General features: G+C 70.5%; 18 protein-coding genes. 12 read left to right on the forward strand and 6 right to left on the reverse strand.

Annotated elements, in window-relative coordinates; all coding sequences use genetic code 11:
* Positions 1-20: 20 nt before the first annotated feature.
* Genes hpaE through ACJJV7_RS05840 form a run of 3 tightly spaced genes read right to left on the reverse strand, consistent with a single transcriptional unit; the run spans position 21 to position 3734 of the window.
* Positions 21-1538 carry a 5-carboxymethyl-2-hydroxymuconate semialdehyde dehydrogenase gene (gene hpaE / locus ACJJV7_RS05830; RefSeq protein WP_405373095.1) on the reverse strand — a complete coding sequence of 506 codons (1518 nt, stop codon included), beginning with the start codon at positions 1536-1538 and terminating at the stop codon, positions 21-23.
* A gap of 22 nt (positions 1539-1560) precedes the next feature.
* Positions 1561-2250: a GntR family transcriptional regulator gene (locus tag ACJJV7_RS05835; protein ID WP_405373096.1), complete on the reverse strand. Its 690-nt coding sequence runs from the start codon at positions 2248-2250 to the stop codon at positions 1561-1563.
* On the reverse strand, positions 2247-3734 hold the full coding sequence (locus tag ACJJV7_RS05840) for a fumarylacetoacetate hydrolase family protein (RefSeq protein ID WP_405373097.1): 1488 nt from the start codon (positions 3732-3734) through the stop codon (positions 2247-2249). Before ACJJV7_RS05840 ends, ACJJV7_RS05835 begins: the two co-directional genes overlap by 4 nt.
* Before the next feature lie 114 nt (positions 3735-3848).
* Between ACJJV7_RS05840 and ACJJV7_RS05845 the strand changes: the two genes are divergently transcribed.
* Both ACJJV7_RS05845 and ACJJV7_RS05850 read left to right on the forward strand, forming a co-directional pair.
* Positions 3849-5240: an MFS transporter gene (locus tag ACJJV7_RS05845; protein WP_405373098.1), complete on the forward strand. Its 1392-nt coding sequence runs from the start codon at positions 3849-3851 to the stop codon at positions 5238-5240.
* Between the two features lie 23 nt (positions 5241-5263).
* The gene (locus ACJJV7_RS05850; RefSeq protein WP_405373099.1) at positions 5264-7156 is read left to right on the forward strand and encodes an FAD-dependent monooxygenase; all 1893 of its coding nucleotides are present in this window, start codon (positions 5264-5266) and stop codon (positions 7154-7156) included.
* A 6-nt stretch (positions 7157-7162) separates the two neighbouring features.
* Here the strand turns inward: ACJJV7_RS05850 and ACJJV7_RS05855 are convergent, their stop codons facing one another.
* A complete protein-coding gene (locus ACJJV7_RS05855; RefSeq protein ID WP_405373100.1) occupies positions 7163-8821 on the reverse strand; it encodes a thiamine pyrophosphate-binding protein in 1659 nt (552 codons plus the stop codon).
* 277 nt (positions 8822-9098) lie between these two features.
* Here ACJJV7_RS05855 and ACJJV7_RS05860 point away from each other — a divergent pair, with 277 nt between their 5' ends.
* From ACJJV7_RS05860 to ACJJV7_RS05900, 9 genes are all read left to right on the forward strand, one after another.
* Positions 9099-9647: an RNA polymerase sigma factor gene (locus ACJJV7_RS05860; RefSeq protein WP_405373101.1), complete on the forward strand. Its 549-nt coding sequence runs from the start codon at positions 9099-9101 to the stop codon at positions 9645-9647.
* A complete protein-coding gene (locus ACJJV7_RS05865; protein ID WP_405373102.1) occupies positions 9638-10228 on the forward strand; it encodes an Asp23/Gls24 family envelope stress response protein in 591 nt (196 codons plus the stop codon). The genes ACJJV7_RS05860 and ACJJV7_RS05865 overlap by 10 nt, the downstream gene beginning before the upstream one ends.
* Before the next feature lie 5 nt (positions 10229-10233).
* Positions 10234-10551 (forward strand): hypothetical protein, encoded by a 318-nt coding sequence (locus ACJJV7_RS05870; RefSeq protein WP_405373103.1) that lies wholly within the window; start codon positions 10234-10236, stop codon positions 10549-10551.
* Positions 10552-10688: 137 nt separating this feature from the next.
* The gene (locus ACJJV7_RS05875; protein ID WP_405373104.1) at positions 10689-11177 is read left to right on the forward strand and encodes an Asp23/Gls24 family envelope stress response protein; all 489 of its coding nucleotides are present in this window, start codon (positions 10689-10691) and stop codon (positions 11175-11177) included.
* Complete coding sequence (locus ACJJV7_RS05880; RefSeq protein WP_405373105.1) at positions 11174-11362, forward strand: DUF2273 domain-containing protein; 189 nt, start codon at positions 11174-11176, stop codon at positions 11360-11362. Before ACJJV7_RS05875 ends, ACJJV7_RS05880 begins: the two co-directional genes overlap by 4 nt.
* The gene (locus ACJJV7_RS05885; RefSeq protein ID WP_405373106.1) at positions 11362-11757 is read left to right on the forward strand and encodes a hypothetical protein; all 396 of its coding nucleotides are present in this window, start codon (positions 11362-11364) and stop codon (positions 11755-11757) included. Before ACJJV7_RS05880 ends, ACJJV7_RS05885 begins: the two co-directional genes overlap by 1 nt.
* Positions 11754-12341, forward strand: a complete 588-nt coding sequence (locus ACJJV7_RS05890) for a DNA/RNA endonuclease G (protein WP_405373107.1) — start codon at positions 11754-11756, stop codon at positions 12339-12341. Before ACJJV7_RS05885 ends, ACJJV7_RS05890 begins: the two co-directional genes overlap by 4 nt.
* Positions 12338-12952: a hypothetical protein gene (locus ACJJV7_RS05895; RefSeq protein ID WP_405373108.1), complete on the forward strand. Its 615-nt coding sequence runs from the start codon at positions 12338-12340 to the stop codon at positions 12950-12952. The genes ACJJV7_RS05890 and ACJJV7_RS05895 overlap by 4 nt, the downstream gene beginning before the upstream one ends.
* Positions 12953-13015: 63 nt before the next feature.
* Complete coding sequence (locus ACJJV7_RS05900; RefSeq protein WP_405373109.1) at positions 13016-13192, forward strand: CsbD family protein; 177 nt, start codon at positions 13016-13018, stop codon at positions 13190-13192.
* Between the two features lie 69 nt (positions 13193-13261).
* Here the strand turns inward: ACJJV7_RS05900 and ACJJV7_RS05905 are convergent, their stop codons facing one another.
* Positions 13262-14701 (reverse strand): helix-turn-helix domain-containing protein, encoded by a 1440-nt coding sequence (locus ACJJV7_RS05905; protein WP_405373110.1) that lies wholly within the window; start codon positions 14699-14701, stop codon positions 13262-13264.
* 106 nt (positions 14702-14807) lie between these two features.
* Between ACJJV7_RS05905 and ACJJV7_RS05910 the strand changes: the two genes are divergently transcribed.
* Positions 14808-16697: a phosphoenolpyruvate carboxykinase (GTP) gene (locus ACJJV7_RS05910; protein ID WP_405373111.1), complete on the forward strand. Its 1890-nt coding sequence runs from the start codon at positions 14808-14810 to the stop codon at positions 16695-16697.
* 48 nt (positions 16698-16745) lie between these two features.
* On the opposite strand, the gene ACJJV7_RS05915 is transcribed toward ACJJV7_RS05910, so the two are convergent.
* Positions 16746-18641 (reverse strand): ABC transporter ATP-binding protein, encoded by a 1896-nt coding sequence (locus ACJJV7_RS05915; protein ID WP_405373112.1) that lies wholly within the window; start codon positions 18639-18641, stop codon positions 16746-16748.
* Positions 18642-18852: the final 211 nt, after the last annotated feature.

The raw sequence follows: 18852 nt of genomic DNA on the forward strand, positions 1-18852 counted from the left end.
CGTCCTTGCGTGGGGGAGGGTCAGTTCTTGCCGAAGGTGGGGTGGTGGGGTTCGCCGAGCGTGATGTGCACGGCCTGCTGGTCGGTGTAGAAGTCGATCGAGCGATACCCGCCCTCGTGTCCGAGACCGGAGGCCTTGACGCCTCCGAACGGCGTGCGGAGGTCGCGCACGTTGTTCGAGTTCAGCCACACCATGCCCGCCTCGATGGCCTGCGAGAAGTTGTGTGCGCGGGTCAGATCGTTCGTCCAGAGGTAGGCGGCGAGGCCGTACTTGGTGTCATTGGCGAGGGCGAGGGCCTCGTCGTCGGTGTCGAACGGGGTGATCGCCACAACCGGCCCGAAGATCTCCTCCTGGAAGATGCGCGCCGTCGGCGGCACGTCGGCGAACACCGTCGGGGCGACGAAGTTGCCGGCGTCGAACCCCTCGGGTCGTCCGCCGCCGGCCACCAGACGCGCCTCCGTCTTGCCGATCTCGACGTACGACATGACCTTCTCGAAGTGCTCCGGGTGCACGAGTGCCCCGACCTCGGTGGCCGGGTCGTGCGGGTATCCCACCCGCACGCGGCGGGCCTGGGCTGCGTAGCGCTCGACGAACTCGTCGTAGACGGAGCGCTCGACGAGGATGCGGCTGCCGGCCGTGCAGCGCTCGCCGTTGAGGGAGAACACGCCGAAGATCGTCGCATCGATCGCCGCCTCGAGATCGGCGTCGGCGAAGACGATCGCGGGGCTCTTGCCGCCGAGCTCCATCGACAGTCCCTTCAGGAAGGGCGCCGCGTTCGCGAAGATCACCTGTCCCGTCGAGCTCTCGCCGGTGAACGAGATGAGCGGCACATCGGGGTGCTTCACCAGGGCGTCACCCGCCTCTTCGCCGAGGCCGTTGACGAGGTTGAAGACTCCCGGAGGCAGTCCCGCCTCTTCGAAGATCCCGGCCCAGAGGGATGCCGATAGGGGCGTGAACTCGGCGGGTTTGAGGACGACCGTGTTGCCGGTGGCCAGGGCCGGGCCCAGCTTCCACGATTCGAGCATGAACGGTGTGTTCCACGGCGTGATGAGACCGGCGACGCCGATCGGCTTGCGATTCACGTAGTTCAGCTGACGGCCGGGGACCTTGAACGCGTCATCGGTCTGCGCGATGATCAGGTCGGCGAAGAAGCGGAAGTTCTCTGCCGCGCGCCGCGCCTGGCCGAGGGCCTGCGTGATCGGCAGGCCCGAGTCGAACGACTCGAGCTCGGCGAGGCGGGCATCGCTCGATTCGACCAGGTCGGCGATGCGGTGGAGCACACGCGAGCGCTCGCGCGGCAGCATCCGGGGCCATGGTCCGTCCGTGAACGCGTGGCGCGCGGCGGCGACCGCCAGGGCGACGTCGGCCTGCTTGCCCGCTGCGGCCGTCACGTAGACCTCGTTGGAGACGGGCTCGAGGACGTCGAAGGTCGCGCCGTCGACCGAGTCGACGAAGGAGCCGTCGATGTAGTGACGGATGCGGGTCGGCAGGTCTGCCGGGACGTGTCGCGCGTCGAGCGCGGGCGTGGGGTGGGTCATCGTGTGCTCCTTCGCAGACGGGTCAGAACGCGGGGAGGCCGAGGGCCTCGTCGGGGTGCTCGTGGATCATGTAGGCGTCGAGGGTGGCCGATCGGTGCCGGCGGGCCGCCTTCTCGATCTCCCCGAGAGGGGCGCCGGTCTCGATCAGTTGGAGGATGTTCTCGTGCTCGCGCACGGACTCCTGTGCGCGGCCGGGCACGAAGCTGAACGTCGAGTCGCGGAGGTGACCGAGGCGGGCCCACTCGGCCTCGACGAGGTCGAGCATGCGCGGGTTGGCGCACTTGCCGAACAGCGTGGCGTGGAACTCCTGGTTGAGCGCGGTGAAGGCCCGCGGATCGAAGTGGGCGAGCGTCTCGATCATCAGCTCGTTGATCCGGCGGGCGGCCCCGACGTCATCGGGGGTCAGTCGACGCGCCGACAGGGCGGTGGCCGCCCCCTCGAGGATCGACAGCGCCTGCATGCTCAGCCGGTACTGCGAGTCGTCGACCATCGACACCCGGGCGCCCACGTTGCGCTCGAAGGTGACGAGCTGCTCCGCTTCGAGCTGACGGATCGCCTCGCGCACGGGCACGACGCTCATCTGCAGCTCGCCCGCGAGAGTCCCCAGCACCAGGCGGTAGCCCGGCGTGAACTCCTGACTGGCGATCCGTTCCTTGATCCAGCGGTAGGCGAGCTGGGATTTGCTGAGCGTCGCGCTGTCCGTGGCCGTCATGCGCCCTGCCCCTGTTCGGTTTCGTAGCGCGCACGCCACTCGGCGTTCATCGGGAACAGGCCGTCGATGCGCTCGCCGTCGGCGACGCGAGCGGCGACCCAGGCGTCCTCTTTCTCCTGAGCGAGGGCCGCCTCGACGACCTCGGCCACAACGGCGGGGGGGATGACGATCACCCCGTCGGCGTCGCCCACGATGATGTCGCCGGGCTGCACGGTCGTCCCGCCGCAGGCGATGGTGACGTCGCCCTCCCACGGCACATGCCTCCGCCCGAGGACCGCGGGATGCGCGCCGACGGTGTAGACCGGGATGCCGACGGCCGCGACGGCCTCGATGTCGCGGACACCGCCGTCGGTGACGACCCCGGCGGCTCCGCGGGCCCGGGCACGAAGGGCGAGGACGTCGCCGAGCGTGCCGGAGCCGCGCTCGCCGCGAGCTTCGATGACGATGACCTCGCCGTCTCGGACGGTGTCGAACGTGCGCTTCTGCGCGTTGTAGCCGCCGCCGTGGGCGGTGAAGAGATCTTCGCGGTTCGGGACGAAGCGCAGGGTGCGGGCGGTGCCGACGAGCTTCGCGCCGGGATGCAGGGGGTGGACGCCGTCGACCGTGACGTTGTCGAGGCCGCGGCGCCGGAGCTGCTGGGAGAGTGCGGCGACCGGGACGGCGAGGAGCGCCTCCCGCAGGTCCGGCGAGAGAGCGGATGCCGACTCCTCGTCCGGGAGCCCTGCCGCCGCCCGCGACCCCCAGGCCTCCTCGCGCTGGGTGTCGTCGACGGTCGGGGTCGACCCGAGTGCGGGGTCGGCCGGATGCGTGCCGGCCGTCACGGTGGTGCGGAGGCGGCCGCTCGAGGTGCCGGTGTCGGGGGAGTCCACCTCGACCTCGACGACGTCGCCGGGCGCGATCACCGACGACCCCGCAGGGGTGCCGGTGAGGATCACGTCACCCGGCTCGAGCGTGAAGTGCTGAGAGAGATCGGCGACGATCTGGGCGAGCGGGAAGAGGAGCCCCGTCGTGTCGTCGTCCTGGACGAGCGTCCCGTTGACCCAGGTGCGCACGCGGAGTGCGCCCGGGTCGACCGTGCGGGCGTCGATGAGTTCGGGGCCGAGCGGCGTGAAGCCGTCGCCGCCCTTGGACCGCACGTTCGATCCTTTGTCGGCCGCGCGCAGGTCGTAGAGGCCGAGGTCGTTCGCCGCGGTGACCGCTGCGACGTGGCCCCACGCGTCGAGCACGCCGACGCGGCGGGCCGGTGCGCCGATGACGAGCGCGATCTCACCCTCGAAGGCGAGCAGCTCGGTTCCTGCGGGCCGCTCGACCGTGTCGCCCGAGGCGGCGAGCGAGCTCGACGGCTTGAAGAAGTACGACGGAGCGGCGGGAAAGCGGCCGCGCTGCTCTGCGCGCGACCGGTAGCTGAGGTGGACGGCGATGATCTTGCCCGGCCGCGCGGGCAGCGCGGGCGCCGGGCGGGGCTGGGGGGACTCCATGCTCATGAGCTCCTTCGCTCTTGCGTCGTATCTCAAATCGTATATGATCTAACCCTCTCCCACAATCGGGCGCAGCCGATCGGGGATACGACAAAGACGTCGAATGACACAGGAGTCATCATGAGCGCACCCCTTCCCCCGTCACGAGCCGCGGGCTTCACCCCCACCGGCACGATCGCAACCGCGGCCGATCGCCGCCGCGTCGTGTTCGCCACCGTGGTCGGCACCACCGTCGAGTGGTACGACTTCTTCATCTACGCGACCGCGGTGGGCCTCGTGTTCGGGCAGCTCTTCTTCGCCCCGCTGGGCGCCAACAGCGTGCTCGTGGGCTTCGCCACCGTCGGCGTCAGCTTTTTGTTCCGCCCGCTCGGCGCCTTCCTCGCCGGTCACCTCGGCGACAAGTACGGCCGCAAGGTCGTCCTGATGTGGACGCTGATCCTCATGGGCATCGCCACGGCCCTGATCGGCGTGCTGCCCACATACGAGACCATCGGCATCGCCGCGCCGATCCTCCTCGTGCTGCTGCGCATCCTGCAGGGCATCTCGGCGGGAGGCGAATGGGGCGGGGCCGTTCTCATGGCGGTCGAGCACGCACCGAAACAGCGCCGCGGCGCCTTCGGGGCCTCGCCGCAGATCGGCGTGCCGCTCGGACTCCTCCTCGCCTCGGGCGTCATGGCCCTCATGACGGCGATCGCGCCGGGAGACCAGTTCCTCGAGTGGGGGTGGCGGGTGCCCTTCCTGCTGAGCGTCGTCCTCATCCTCATCGGCTGGTACGTGCGTCGCCGGGTCGAGGAGAGCCCGGTCTTCCTCGAACTCGCCGAGCGCAAGGAGCACGCGCAGATGCCGATCGTCGCGCTGTTCCGTCGGCACGCGCTGCTCGTGATCATCGCGGCCTTCGTCTTCGCCGGCAACAACGCCGTCGGCTACATGACGACCGGCGGCTACATCCAGGGATACGCGACCAATCCCGACGGCCCGCTCGCGCTCGATCGTGGCCCCGTGCTGTGGGCCGTCGCCGGATCGGCCGTCACCTGGCTGATCTCGACCCTCGTCGCGGGCTTCCTGTCCGACCGCATCGGGCGGCGCTCGACCTACATCGCGGGCTGGCTCCTCCAACTGGTCGGCGTGTTCGCGCTCTTCCCGCTCGTCAACACCGGGAACATCTTCATCCTCTTCCTGGGTCTCGCGATCCTGACCATCGGGCTCGGGTTCACCTACGGGCCGCAGGCCGCCCTCTACGCCGAGCTCTTCCCGGCATCCATCCGGTTCTCCGGCGTCTCGATCTCCTACGCCATCGGCGCGATCCTGGGCGGCGCGTTCGCCCCCGCGATCGCGACGGCGCTGGTGCAGGCGTTCGGATCGACGACTCCGGTGACCTGGTACCTCGCCGGCATGACCCTGCTCGGACTCGTCGCCACCCTCCTGCTGCGCGACCGCTCCGGCATCCCGCTCGATCCCGACCACGAGGCGGAGCAGTCGGTCAGCCCGATCCGCGGCGTCGCCAAGGTCTGATCGCCCCATCCGAGGAGTTCCGCATGCAGTTCCACCATCACGGCTACGTGTCCGGGGATCCCAGGCGACAGGATGCCGCCGGGTCGGGCATCGACCGGCCCGCCGACCTGCCCGACGAGATCGACGTGCTCATCGTCGGCTCGGGGCCTGCCGGAATGCTCCTCGCAGCCCAGATGTCGCAGTTCCCCGAGGTGACGACACGGCTGATCGAGCGACGCAGCGGACGGCTCGTCCTCGGCCAGGCGGACGGGATCCAGCCCCGGTCGGTGGAGACGTTCCAGGCGTTCGGCTTCGCCGAGCGCATCGTCGCCGAGGCGTACAACATCGCCTACATGAACTTCTGGGGGCCCGACCCGGAGGACCCGGCGCGGATCGTGCGAACCGCCCGGACCGACGACTACGCGCTCAAGATGAGCGAGTTCCCGCACCTGATCGTCAACCAGGCGCGCGTGCTCGATTACTTCGCGGAGGCCGCGGCGAACGGTCCCGGCCGTATCGCGCCCGACTACGGCATCGAGTTCGTCGACCTCGACGTTCCCGAAGCGCCGGACGCGCCCGTCGACGTCCGCGTGCGGCACCTCGGCGGCGGCCGTGAGGGGCAGGAGCAGACCGTCCGCGCCCGCTACGTCGTCGGGTGCGACGGCGCGCGCAGCGGCGTCCGCCGGGCGATCGGCCGGGTCCACGTGGGTGATGCGTCCCTGCACGCCTGGGGCGTGATGGACGTCCTCGTAGAGACCGACTTCCCCGACTGGCGGACCAAGTGCGCCATCAGCAGTTCGGCAGGCAACATCCTCCACATCCCCCGCGAGGGGGGATACCTGAGCCGGATGTACATCGACCTCGGCGAGGTGGCGGTGGACGACGACCATCGGGTCCGGCAGACGCCCGTTGAGAGCATCATCGCCCGGGCGAACGAGATCATGCATCCGTACTCGATCGACGTCAGGGAGGTCGCCTGGCACAGCGTCTACGAGGTGGGGCACCGGGTGACCGACGGCTTCGACGACGTCCCCGACGGTGTCGACCGGACGCCCCGGGTCTTCCTCACCGGCGACGCCTGCCACACGCACAGCGCGAAGGCCGGTCAGGGCATGAACGTCTCGATGCAGGACGGCTTCAACCTCGGGTGGAAGCTGGGTCACGTGCTCTCCGGGCTCGCTCCGGCATCGCTCCTGTCGACCTACGGAGCCGAGCGTCGCCCCGTCGCCCAGCAGCTGATCGACTTCGACAGGGAGTGGTCGTCGCTGATGGCGCGCAAGCCCGAGGAGATCACCGACCCGCAGGACCTCGCCACGCATTACCTCGCCACCGCCGAGTTCCCGTCCGGTTTCAGGACCCGGTACGAGGCGTCCCGGATCGTCGACGGCGGGGAGAGCGGCCACCTCGCCGCCGGGTACCCGGTCGGCAAGCGGTTCATGTCTGCCGAGGTGGTGCGCGTGGCCGACGGCAACGTCATCCACCTGGGCCACCACGCCCGCGCCGACGGCCGTTGGCGGGTGTACGCGTTCGCCGACGCCGCACAGCCCGGCGCCGACTCCGATCTCGGCCGGTGGGCCGAGTGGTTCGCTTCTCCCGGCGGCCCGCAGCAGCGCCACACTCCGGTCGGAGCCGACGCCGATGCGGTGTTCGACGTCAAGGTCGTCTACCAACAGGGCTACGACGAGGTCGATCTCGGCGTGGTGCCGGCGCTCTTCCGCCCTCGGTCGGGTCCGCTCGGGCTCACCGACTGGGAGAAAGTCTTCGCCTCGGGGCCGTCGACGTGGACCGACGTCGACATCTTCGGCGCACGGGCGATCTCCCGGGCCGGCGCGGTCGTCGTCGTGCGGCCCGACCAGTACGTGGCCGCCGTCGTGCCGCTCGCCGACACGGAGCGACTCGGACGGTTCCTGGCCGGCGCCCTCACGACGATCGCCTGAGCGCGCTCAGCGGGCGAGGTTCACCTGGAGGATCTCCTCCTGGTACGGCGCCCGCACCTCGCCCGAGATGCGCAGGTCGAGCAGCAGGAACGGCCGCTCCTCGGCCGGGCGCTCCCGCCACCGGGCGAGGGCCTCGAGGTCGCCCAGGGTCCGGACCACGACTCCCTCGGCGCCGACCGCGTTCGCGAGGCCGGCGAAGTCGACCTCCGGGATCAGCATCGGGGCCGTCGCGAGGCCCATCACGCCGTACATGTGGATCTCGGCGCCGTACGCGCGGTCGTTCCAGACGATCGCGAGGCCCCGCCCGCGCGCGACTCTCACGGCGCTCTCGAGGTCGGCGATCGCCATGAGGCCGCCGCCGTCGCCGGTCGTGAGCACGATGGTCGATTCGGGCTTCGCCATCGCGGCGCCCGGTACCGACGGGAAGCCGAGTCCGATGGACTGGTAGGCCGTTCCGACCATCATCATCCGGTCGGGGGATGCCACGGGCCAGTACATGTTCGCCCAGCCGATGAAGTGGCCGCCGTCGGAGACGACCACCCGGTCCTCCGGCAGGAGCTCCGCGATGCGGGCCGCGGCGGACCGCGGATCGAGCCGTCCGTCCGGTGCGAGGTCGTCACCCGGCTCGTACGCGCGGAGCGGCGCGACGTCGACCTCGTCGCACCAGCGGGTCGTCGATCGCCCGAGGCGCTCCAGCTCCGTGAGGATGGCGCGTGCGGCCGCCGCGGCGTCGGCCCGCAGGTAGGTGCCCACGTGCGGGTGGGTCGCCGCCGGCGCGGTGTCGACCTGGACGACCCGCGTGCCGGGCCGGAAGAGCGCTCCGAAACGCATCGTGAATTGGTTGAGCGACGCGCCGAACACGACCACGACGTCGGCATCCGCCACCGTCCGCATCGCGCCCTCCGCCCCGAAGCCACCCGTCACCCCGAGGTCGGTGTCGACCCGGGAGAAGACGCCGCGGCCGAGCGCCGTGGTCGCCGTCAGCGCGCCCGTCGCATCGGCGAGGGCATCGAGGTCGGTCCCCGCGTGCGAGAGCCAGGCCCCGCGCCCCGCGATCAGCAGCGGCCGCCGGGCGACGGCGAGTGCCGCCGCGACCTCGCGCACGGTCTCGGCGGCGAACGCACCGGTGGGTCCGGGGGCGGCCGGCACGACGGGCGCAGGGGCTGCAGGAACCGGGCCCGCCTCGAGCTTCGCCACGTCGTAGGGGATCGCGAGCACGGTCGGAACCCGGTACGAGAGGGCGTGCTCGATCGCGATGACGGTGGTGGCAGCGGCATCCGCTCGACCCACCGTGTAGGTGCGCGCGCCGACGGCCGACGCGAGGGCGATCTGGTCGACGTCCCACGGGCGGGGGCCCGAGGTCGGCTCGTCGCCCACCACGAGGACGAGGGGGACGTGGGCCTGGACGGCCTCCGCGAGGGCGGTCAGTGTGTTCGTGAAGCCGGCGCCGTACGTCGCCGTCGCCGCGGCGAGCCCGCCGCCGGCGCGATGGTGGGCATCGGCGGCCACCACCCCGCCCGCCTCGTGCCGGACCGCGGTGAAGGTCGCGGCCGTCGAGCGCTCGAGCGCATCGAGGAAATGGGCGTTGCCGTTGCCCATGACCCCGAAGACGTGGTCGACGTGCTGGGCGAGGGTCTGGGCGACATGGGAGGCGACGGAAGGCATGGGAGAACTCCTGGAGACAGTGACGGGGATGCCGTATGTGTCTCGCTCGCGGCGCGTCCTCGCGCTGCGGCTGCGTGCCCCTTTTCCGAGCACCGGCGACGGTCATCGTCTCCGGACACGTCGAGTATAGGTGCGCTCGCCGCCGGAGTCGGGTCCACTACCCGTCGACGCCGCCCGACGCAAGAACTTCGCCGAAGATCGGGCCCGCGCTACTTTCGCCATAGCGCACAACCCGGCAGGATCCGCCGTCGGGAGGCCATCCGGGAGAGGGATCAGCGTGACGTCATTGGTCTCCGTCCCCGACGCGATCCTGGTCCAACGCGCCGCGCAGAGCGACCCCGCCGCGTTCGGTGAGATCGTCCGGCGGCACTCGCCACTCGTCCGCGCGTACGTCTATCGCATCGTCGGCTCGCTGTCCGACACCGACGACGTCGTGCAGGACGCCTTCGTCACCGCGTGGAAGCAGCTGCCCACGCTCCGCGATCCGTCCGCCGTCCGGGCATGGCTCATGCGCATCGCGGGCCGCCAGGCTCTCGCCTTCGTGCGCAGGCGGCCTCCCGAGGACGACCTCGAGGGGGCTACGCTCGCCACGAGGGAGGACGATCAGCCCGAGCGGTCGGCGGTCAGGTCGGCCCAGCTCGTCGCGCTGTCTGATGCCCTGAGCGGGCTCAAGGAGGACCAGCGTCGCTGCTGGCTGCTGCGAGAAGTCGCGGAGTGCAGTTACGCCGAGATCGCCGAGCAGATGGAGATCTCGGAGAGCACCGTCAGAGGACTGCTCGCGCGAGCTCGCGCGAGCATCGCACGCACAATGGAGGGATGGCGATGATGAGCGACGACGATCAGTCATCCCTCGACTGCGGTCGGAGTATCGACGAGCTGAGCCGGTACATCGAGAACGGGCGCATCCCTCGTGATCCTCACATCGAATCGTGTCCCGAGTGCCTCAACGCCATCGAGGCGCTCGAGCGGGTCGGTCAGCTCTCCCGCGATCTGATCAGCGACGACGCGGAGACGCTGCCGCGCCCGCCGGAGAGCTGGTTCGAAGGGATCCTCTCGGCGATTCACTCCGAGCTGCGCGCGGGCCGGAGCTTCCCGATCCATCACCCGGATCCCCGCGTGACCATCACGGTCACGGAGGGCGCGGTGCGGTCGCTCGTGCGGTCGAGCGCCGACGCCCTCGACGGCATCTACATCGGCCGCACCGACATCGTCGGCGACGCCGAGACGCCCGGGGCCCCTGTGCAGATCGAGCTGACGGCATCCGTCGCCTGGGGGCGCCCCATCCCTGCGCTCACCGTCGCGCTCCGCGACCTCGTCTACCGCGTGCTCGCCGAGCACACCGAACTCAACGTCACCGCCGTCAACGTCTCCGTCGAGGAGCTCCACGGCACCATCCCGGGGGAGTGAACCGCATGACCGACCTGCCTTCCGGCGACCAGACCGACCTGGTCGCCCGCATCCGCGCCGTCGACGGCGTCACGGACGTGTACTCGCCGCGCGCGGTTGTGGCGCAGATCCCGGGGCTCATCGCCGTCGCGGCGGGCGCCTCCGAAGACCGGCTCGCCGAAGTCGCCGTCTCCATGCGCGACGGCCGGCCCTCGGTCGCGGCCCGCGTCGCGACATCGACGGCGGACAAGACCCCGGCAGCCGCTCGACGCGTCGCCGACGCGCTCCTCGCGAACACTCCCGCAGACGCCCACATCAGCGTGCAGGTGGCCCGGATCCACTGATCCGACGCCCCCGAAAAGTGGTCGGAACTTTTTTGTGACGAAACTGCGGGACTGACCCTCTTATCTGTGAGGCCGAAAGAACACGGCCACCTGACGCCGAGAGGCTCAGGCAACGTGACTCATCAGAGGAGTAGGACATGGCTACCGACGACCAGAAGACCCCCGCAGCCCCCGTCACCGCGCGCAGCGCCGCCAGCGCCCCGCGGGTCGACCGCACGACCCCCGTCGCATCGGGCGACGCGCAGGCCGCCTCGGGCAGCACCGTGATCGCCGACGGTGTCGTCGCCAAGGTGGCAGGCATCGCCGCTCGCGAGATCCCCGGCGTCCACGCCCTCGGCGGCGGTGGAGCACGCGCCCTCGGCGCGATCCGCAACGCCATCAACGCGACCGACCTGACGCAGGGCGTCAAGGTCGAGGTCGGCGAGACCCAGGCTGCCGTCGACCTGACGATCGTCGTCGAGTACCCCACCCCCGTCCACGAGGTCGCTTCGCAGGTGCGTACGGCTGTCGCCGGCGCGATCACCCGCCTGGTCGGGCTCGAGGTCGTCGAGGTCAACGTGACCGTCGACGACGTGCACCTCCCGGGCGAGGACGCCGAGGAGACCGAGGAGTCGCGCGTCTCATGAGTGCCACCACGACAGGCGCCCTGATCGGCGCCATCCTGGCCGCCGCCGCCCTCCTGTTCGGGTTCTGGGGATTCCTCCTCGTCGCCCTGTTCATGGCGATCGGCGCGGTCGTGGGTCGGGTCGCGACCGGCCAGCTCGATCTCCGGGCTGTGACGGACGCCTTCACGGGTCGGCGCACGTCCTGATGCGCGCCGACGAGTACGCACCCGCCGGCGACGGTCCCTCGCGGGCCGTCGCCGCGGGTGACACCGTGGCCGGCCGGACCGAGGTCAAGGAGCGGGTGCTCGTCAAGATCGCCGAACAGGCAGCTGCCACCGCGATCGGAGTTCCCCGCGGGGATGTGTCGGTCGACGTGGCCGACCACCGCGGGGGCATGGCGATCACGCTCCGCAGCCCGCTTCCGATCCCGCCGCTCGACGACGACGATGCCCTCCGGGACGTCGTCCCCGTCCTTGAGCGAGCCGCCTCTCTCCAGGAGCAGATCCGTGCACACCTCGCCGGGGTGCTCGGCCGGGACATCGTCCGGGTCGATCTCACCGTGACCGGCGCCCGAATCCCCGAAAGGAAGCGAGTCCGATGACGACCACACCCGTGCTCCGACGTGTCGTCCGGCGCGAGACGCATTCGCCGCGCACCGTCGCGATGATCGTCGCGGTCGCGCTCGTCATCGCCGCGCTCGCCTACGTCGCCGTCGAGGTCGTGCTGTACCTCGCGGCGCAGCCCGCGCTCGTCGCGGCGCCAGGAGACGTCCTCGCGTGGGCCTCGAGCCTGCCCGAGAACGGGCCTGCCGGTCTCGTCATCGCCGCCGGTGTCGTCATCGCGCTCATCGGGCTGTGGCTCGTGATCGTGGCGCTGACACCCGGTCGCCTCTCCAAGCACGAGCTCTCGTGGGGAGGCCGCGCCGTCGTCGTCGACAACGGCGTCCTCGCCGCCGCGCTCGCGCGGCACCTCAGCGACGAGACCGGCATCGAGCCCGATCGCATCACCGTCGGCGTCGGCCACCGCTCGGTGGACGTCACCGTGCGCCCGGCGCCCGGCATCCCGCTCGACGAATCCGCCGTGACCCGCCTCAGCGACGCCGAGGTGTCGCGCTGGGATCTCGCCCGCTCCGTGCGCACCCGCGTGCGGATCGCCCGACAGGATCAGAAGGAGGATGCCGCATGAACGCCACCAATCGCGCGCTGAACCGCACCATGGTGCTGCTCATCGGGATCGTCGTCCTCGTCGTCGGCGGAGCGGTCGCGACCGCCGCGGCGTGGCCGGCAGCCGGCTCCGTCTGGGCCACGGGTGGCGCGAGCGTCATCGACGCTCTGGTCGTCGCCCGCGACGCCACGGTCATCGGCGGCTCGACCGTCAGCTGGCTCGGCGTCGGAGTGGTCGCCGCGCTGGTGGTGCTGATCGCGCTCCTCGTCCGCGTGCTCTTCAGCATCGGTGGTCGGCGCTCGCGGACGGTGCTCCGCTCCACGGGGTCCGAGACTCCGCTCGGCAGGGTCACCGTCACCGAGTCGTTCGTGTCGGAGGCGATCACCGCATCGCTGGCACAGCGCGACGAGGTGCTGGGCTCCTCGGTGACCGCGAACACGATCGACGACGAGCCCGTGCTCCACGTCAGTATCACGGCTCGTCAGAACACCGATCCGCGCGACCTCGTCGAACTGGTCGATCGCCTCGTCTCCGGCCTCGGACGTGTCACCGGACGTGAGACGCCGACGTACATCTCCGTGCACAGCGGGCTCCGCGCCCGTCTCGCGCACGACCAACGTCGGGTGGCCTGAACCCCACCCGGCCCGCAAAACCCACCACTGGGATCTGAATCCCCGAGAAGAAAGGAGTCCCTCATGGGCCTCGACGACAAGATCAAGAACGCTGCTCAGGACATCGCCGGCAAGGCGAAGGAAGCAGTCGGCAAGGCGACGGACAACGACCGCCTCGTGGCGGAGGGTCAGGCCGACCAGACCAAGGCCGACGTCAAGAAGGCCGGCGAGAACGTCAAGGACGCGTTCAAGAAGGACTGACCTCGGTCAGGGGACGGGGGACGTGGTGTCGGGCCATGTCCCCCGTTCTCACGCGCGCGGAACGTCCGCTCAGCTGCTCGCGTGGCGGTCGAGGAACGCGTACACCTCGGTGTCGTCGACGCCGGGGAACGAACCCGCCGGCAGCGGCGAGAACATCTGCATGTGCACTCGCGCGCTCGGCCACGCCTTGCCCTCCCACCGCCGCGTGAGATCGGCATCCGGCCGCCGGCAGCACGCCTCGTCAGGGCAGGTCGAGACGGCGCGGTTCGCGGTCTCCCGCCCGCGGAACCAGCGTGCATCGTCGAACGGCACGCCGACGGTGATGGAGAACTCGCCGGCGCTCGTGGAGCCGGTCTGGCTCGAGCACCAGAACGTGCCACCGGGGGTGTCGGTGTACTGGTACTGCTCGGTCGTCCGGTTCTGCTCGGCGAAGGCCGAGCGGGCGGCGAAGTGCCGGCAGACGACCTGCCCTTCCACGGCGCCCGTCACATCCATCGGCAGCGGCAGCCCGTCGTTCTCGTAGACCCGGCTGATCGCGCCGTTGCCGTCGACTCTCAGGAAGTGCAGTCGGATGCCGAAATGCGCAGTCATGAGGTTCGTCAGGCGCATGCCCGCCGCCTCATGCGTGACGCCGAAGGCATCGCGGAAGTCCTCGACGGCGAGGTTGCGGTCCTTCTTGGCCTGGCTGAGGAAGGCGACGGAGGCCGTCTCGGGCATGAGGGCGCAGGCGGCGTAGTAGTTGATCTCCAAGCGCTGCTGCAGGAAATCGGCGTAGTCGGTGGGCGGGGCGTGGCCCAGAAGCCGGTGCGCCATCGCCTGCAGCGCCATCGACCGGAGGCCGTGCCCGCCGGGGATCGAGGCTGGGGGGAGGTAGATCCGCCCGTTCTGCAGATCGGTCACCGACCGGGCCGAGTGAGGCAGGTCGTTCGCATAGATGAGCTCGAAGCCGAGCTGCTCGGCCATCACGCTGACCGTGCGGTGCGTCAGCGCGCCCGTCGTGTGCCCGGCCGCCCGGAGCTGCTTCTCGGCCAGCTTCTCGATGTCGGGCAGGTAGTTGTCGGACTCCCGCATGCGCAGGCGCATCTCGGTGTTGGCCCGTCGCGCCTCCTCCGGCGTCGCGATCGCCTCACGCTCGCGACGCTGGAGTTCGCGGTGAAGGGCGAGTACCCCCTCGATCGTGTCGTCGGTCATCGTCTTCGTCACGCGGACGGGGGCGGCACCGAGCCGCCGGAAGACCGGGCTCTGCTGCGCGCGGTCGAGTTCGAGTTCGAGGGCTGCGCGGCGGTTCGGGGGCTCGGGAGAGAGGAGATCGGAGACGTCGGTCTCGGTCTCGGTGGCGATGGCCTGGAGCAGGGACAGCTTCGGCTCCCGCTTGCCGTTCTCGATGAGGCTCAGCTGGCTGCCCGCGACCCCGACACGGGCGCCCAGCTCGTCGAGGGTGAAGCCGTGGGCGAGCCGGTGATGCCGGATGCGATGACCGAGGGTGGACAGCTGGAGTGGTGTGGCCATGATCTTGAGTCTAGAGAAAGAAACCGGATTCTTGACGCTCCATTTCATGGAAAGACCTGCTCCTGGGCGGCGAAAGTAGAAGTACGCCTCGACCTTAGGAGTGCCCATGGCCATCGCAGACCTGTTCACCCGACCCGCCACCGGTTCCGACACCGCTCCGGTCGCGCCGCCCCGCGGCATCCGTCTGGCACCCTCCGGTGAGGGCATGGCCGCCCTCCGCGCGTGGGTGGACGAGATCGCCGCGCTCACCACTCCCGAGGCCATCCATTGGGTCGACGGCACGCGCGCCGAGCACGACGCTCTTCTGCGTCAGCAGGTGGACGAGGGCAAGCTCATCAAGCTGAACCCCGAATGGCGCCCGGGCTCGTACCTCGCCCGCTCCCACCCGAGCGACGTCGCCCGCACCGAGGGGCGCACGTTCATCGCCTCGGCCCGCGAAGAGGATGCCGGTCCCACCAACAACTGGATCGCCCCGGACGAGATCCGCGAGACCCTGAACCCGCTGTTCGCCGGCAGCATGCGGGGCCGGACGATGTACGTCGTGCCGTTCTCGATGGGAGCGGTCGGCGGACCGCTCTCGCACATCGGCGTGCAGGTCACTGACAGCGCTTACGCGGTGACATCGATCGGCATCATGACCCGCGTGGGTTCGTCGGTGCTGGAGCAGATCGCCGCGGGCAAGCCCTGGGTCAAGACGGTGCACTCCGTCGGCGCCCCGCTGGCGCCGGGCGAGCAGGATGCCGCGTGGCCGTGCAACGACGAGAAGTACATCGTGCACTTCCCCGACACCCTCGAGGTGTGGTCGTTCGGTTCCGGGTACGGCGGCAACGCGATCCTCGCCAAGAAGTGCTTCGCGCTGCGCATCGCGTCGGTGATCGGCAAGCAGGAGGGCTGGCTCGCCGAGCACATGCTGCTCATCCGGGTCATCGACCCGGCGGGCAAGAAGTACCACGTGGCGGCCGCGTTCCCCTCTGCCTGCGGCAAGACCAACCTCGCCATGCTGCGGCCGACCATCCCCGGCTGGCGCGTGGAGACCCTCGGTGACGACATCGCGTGGCTCCGGCCGGGAGACGACGGTCGCCTGTGGGCGATCAACCCGGAGGCCGGGTTCTTCGGCGTCGCTCCCGGAACCGGTGCCTCGACGAACGCCACGGCGGTCGAGACGCTCTGGGGCAACACGATCTTCACGAACGTCGCCCTGCGTCCCGACGGCGATGTCTGGTGGGAGGGTCTCACCGACGATGTGCCCTCGCACCTCACCGACTGGCAGGGCAACCCGTGGACGCCGGCATCGGGCACCCCCGCGGCCCACCCGAACTCCCGGTTCACGGTCGGCGCGGCGCAATGCCCGCAGATCGGCGACGACTGGGATGCTCCGGAAGGCGTTCCGCTCGACGTGATCCTCTTCGGTGGCCGTCGCGCGACCAACGTGCCGCTGGTCGTCGAGGCGACCGACTGGACCCACGGCGTCTTCATGGGATCGAACATCTCGTCCGAGCGGACCGCCGCAGCGGAGGGGACCGTCGGCGAGCTCCGCCGCGACCCGTTCGCCATGCTCCCCTTCTGCGGATACAACATGGCCGACTACTTCGGGCACTGGCTCAGCGTCGGCCAGGCGCTCCGCTTCGACCGCGCGCCGCGCATCTTCCAGGTCAACTGGTTCCGGAAAGGGGCCGACGGACGCTTCCTCTGGCCCGGCTTCGGCGACAACGCCCGCGTGATCGACTGGATCATCCGCCGGGTCGACGGTTCGGTCGACGCGGTCGAGAGCCCGGTCGGACGCCTTCCGCGCACGGCGGATCTGAACCTCGACGGGGTCGATGTCCCGCAGGCCGATCTCGACGAGCTCTTCGCGATCGACGTGGACTCCTGGCTGACCGAGACCGATCTGACCGAGGAGTTCTACCGGACGTTCGGCGGCCGTGTTCCGCCCGCCCTGTACGCCGAGCTCGCGGCGCTCCGGTACCGCCTCAAGCGGAGCGAGCGGTCGGACTGAGACCCGCCGTCGATGCCCCCGGCGCGCTCGCCGGGGGCATCGACGCGGTCACACCAGCAGCTGGCGAGCAGCGAGGTCGCGATAGAGCGGAACCGACTCGATGAGTTCGGCATGGGTGCCCTGGCCGACGACGCGGCCGCGGTCGAGGACGACGATCAGATCGCTGTCCACCACGGTCGACAACCGGTGCGCGATGACGACGAGCGTCCGCCCCGTCGCGACCGCGTCGATCGCCTCGCGCATCCGCTGCTCGTTGAGCCCGTCGAGTGACGACGTCGACTCGTCGAGCAGGAGGATCGGGGGCGCGGCCAACAGGGCCCGCGCGATCGCGAGTCGCTGGCGCTCGCCGCCCGAGAGCATGACGCCCGCCTCGCCGACGGGCGCGTCGAGCCCGAGCGGATTGCGGCGGAGGACGTCGCCGAGGTTCACCGCCTCCAGCACGCGCACGCAGTCGGCATCCGTCGCCGACGGCGAGGCGAGGCGGAGGTTGTCGGCGATCGTCCCGGCGAGGGTCGGAGCGTCCTGTTCGACGTAGCCGAGCTGCGCGCGGAGGCTCAGGCGGTCGAGCGACCGCGCATCGGTTCCGCCGATCAGCACGGCGCCCGAGGTCGGATCGTAGAACCGCTCGATGAGGGCGAGGGTCGTCGACTTGCCGGCGCCCGACGGGCCGACGAGCGCGACCCGCGCGCCCTGCGGCACCCGGAAGGAGACTCCGCGGAGCACCGTCGCCTCGCCGTCCGCGTCTGCGGTCGCGTCACCGGTCGCCTCGTCTCCCGGCAGGGGCGCGTGGACTCCGGCGAGGGCCTTGCGGGCGTCGTCCTCGGCCGAGCGCCGGGCGGCCATGACGGCGTCGGGATAGGAGAAGTGCACATCGCGGAACTCGACCGCGGTCGCCGGGTCGCCCGCTCCCGTCGCCCGAGCAGCCCCGGCGAGGGAGACGTCGTCGTGCGTCTCGTCGGGCAGATCGAGGACCTCCTGGATCCGTCCGAGCGCGCCGAGCGCCTGGTTCACCGACGTGATGGCGCCGAAGAACGACGCGAGCGGCTGGATCAGGAAGAAGAGGAACATCACGAAGGTCACGAGCTGGGCGATCGAGATGGCTCCGGATGCCACGCGGAACCCGCCGACGCCGAGCACCACCAGCAGCGACACCTGGAGCGCGACTCCGGCGACCGGGACGATCACCGCGGAGGCTTTGGCGACCTGCAGTCCCGCCCCGTACGCGTCGCGTGCGGTCTCGGAGATCGCGGCGCGCTCACGGTCGGCGGCGCCGGCGGCACGGATCGTGCGGATCGACCCGACGGCGCGCTCCACCCCGGAGGCGAGCTCGCCGACCTTGGCCTGCTGCAGCGCGGTGGCGCGCCGGATCCGCCCACTGAGGGCGCCCACCAGTGCGGCGGACGCACCGATGACGACGGCGATGAGCAGCAGGAGGAGCGGGTCGATGATCAGCATGGCGATCAGGGCGCCGACGAAGATGAGCGCGTTGCCGATCGAATCGGCGAACCCCTGAGTGAGCACCGCATAGAGCAGCGTGGTGTCGGTGCCCACGCGCGAGACGAGATCACCTGTCCGGCGGGCGTCGTACTCCTTCACCGGGAGGTGCAGCAGCTTCGCGATGAGCCGGCGGCGGCTCGAGTACACGACAGCCGTGCCGGTGCGCTGCAGCAGGTAGTGCTGGAAGCCGCCGATCAGCGACGACGCCACGACGAGTCCGACGAGGATCCACACCAGGATGCCGAGCGTGTCGCCCGCCTGCACTCGCCCGATGAGGTCGCCGACCAGCAACGGCTGCACCAGCGTAGCGACGGCTTCGAGGATGCTGAGGACGGCGACGACCGCGAGGATCGCCTTGTGCTCGAGCAGGAACGGCAGCAGGTGACTGAGGCGAGCGCGGGGGCCGTCGTCCTTCGCGGGACGGCGGGTGCGGGCGGGTGTCGACATCCTTCTATCTTCCCCCGTACTTCTTGTGCGCCGCTTGCTTCGAGACGCCGAGGGCGCTCGCCACCGCCTGCCACGAATGGCCCTGCGTGCGCGCGCGCCGAACCTGCACCTCTTCGAGCGCGGCGACCTGCCGCCTGATGTCCGCGAGGCGATGAGATTCTGCCGGGGGCTCGACGATCGGATGGTGGTGTCTCCAGCCGTCGATAGGGTG

Source organism: Microbacterium sp. Ld4 (assembly GCF_045066555.1).
Lineage (GTDB): Bacteria > Actinomycetota > Actinomycetes > Actinomycetales > Microbacteriaceae > Microbacterium.

Excerpts from the sequence above, each read along its gene's own strand:
- hpaE (WP_405373095.1), bottom strand. The coding sequence starts at position 1,538 with ATGACCCACCCCACGCCCGCGCTCGACGCGCGACACGTCCCGGCAGAC.
- ACJJV7_RS05835 (WP_405373096.1), bottom strand. The coding sequence starts at position 2,250 with ATGACGGCCACGGACAGCGCGACGCTCAGCAAATCCCAGCTCGCCTAC.
- ACJJV7_RS05840 (WP_405373097.1), bottom strand. The coding sequence starts at position 3,734 with ATGAGCATGGAGTCCCCCCAGCCCCGCCCGGCGCCCGCGCTGCCCGCG.
- ACJJV7_RS05845 (WP_405373098.1), top strand. The coding sequence starts at position 3,849 with ATGAGCGCACCCCTTCCCCCGTCACGAGCCGCGGGCTTCACCCCCACC.
- ACJJV7_RS05850 (WP_405373099.1), top strand. The coding sequence starts at position 5,264 with ATGCAGTTCCACCATCACGGCTACGTGTCCGGGGATCCCAGGCGACAG.
- ACJJV7_RS05855 (WP_405373100.1), bottom strand. The coding sequence starts at position 8,821 with ATGCCTTCCGTCGCCTCCCATGTCGCCCAGACCCTCGCCCAGCACGTC.
- ACJJV7_RS05865 (WP_405373102.1), top strand. The coding sequence starts at position 9,638 with ATGGCGATGATGAGCGACGACGATCAGTCATCCCTCGACTGCGGTCGG.
- ACJJV7_RS05870 (WP_405373103.1), top strand. The coding sequence starts at position 10,234 with ATGACCGACCTGCCTTCCGGCGACCAGACCGACCTGGTCGCCCGCATC.
- ACJJV7_RS05875 (WP_405373104.1), top strand. The coding sequence starts at position 10,689 with ATGGCTACCGACGACCAGAAGACCCCCGCAGCCCCCGTCACCGCGCGC.
- ACJJV7_RS05880 (WP_405373105.1), top strand. The coding sequence starts at position 11,174 with ATGAGTGCCACCACGACAGGCGCCCTGATCGGCGCCATCCTGGCCGCC.
- ACJJV7_RS05885 (WP_405373106.1), top strand. The coding sequence starts at position 11,362 with ATGCGCGCCGACGAGTACGCACCCGCCGGCGACGGTCCCTCGCGGGCC.
- ACJJV7_RS05890 (WP_405373107.1), top strand. The coding sequence starts at position 11,754 with ATGACGACCACACCCGTGCTCCGACGTGTCGTCCGGCGCGAGACGCAT.
- ACJJV7_RS05895 (WP_405373108.1), top strand. The coding sequence starts at position 12,338 with ATGAACGCCACCAATCGCGCGCTGAACCGCACCATGGTGCTGCTCATC.
- ACJJV7_RS05900 (WP_405373109.1), top strand. The coding sequence starts at position 13,016 with ATGGGCCTCGACGACAAGATCAAGAACGCTGCTCAGGACATCGCCGGC.
- ACJJV7_RS05905 (WP_405373110.1), bottom strand. The coding sequence starts at position 14,701 with ATGGCCACACCACTCCAGCTGTCCACCCTCGGTCATCGCATCCGGCAT.
- ACJJV7_RS05910 (WP_405373111.1), top strand. The coding sequence starts at position 14,808 with ATGGCCATCGCAGACCTGTTCACCCGACCCGCCACCGGTTCCGACACC.
- ACJJV7_RS05915 (WP_405373112.1), bottom strand. The coding sequence starts at position 18,641 with ATGTCGACACCCGCCCGCACCCGCCGTCCCGCGAAGGACGACGGCCCC.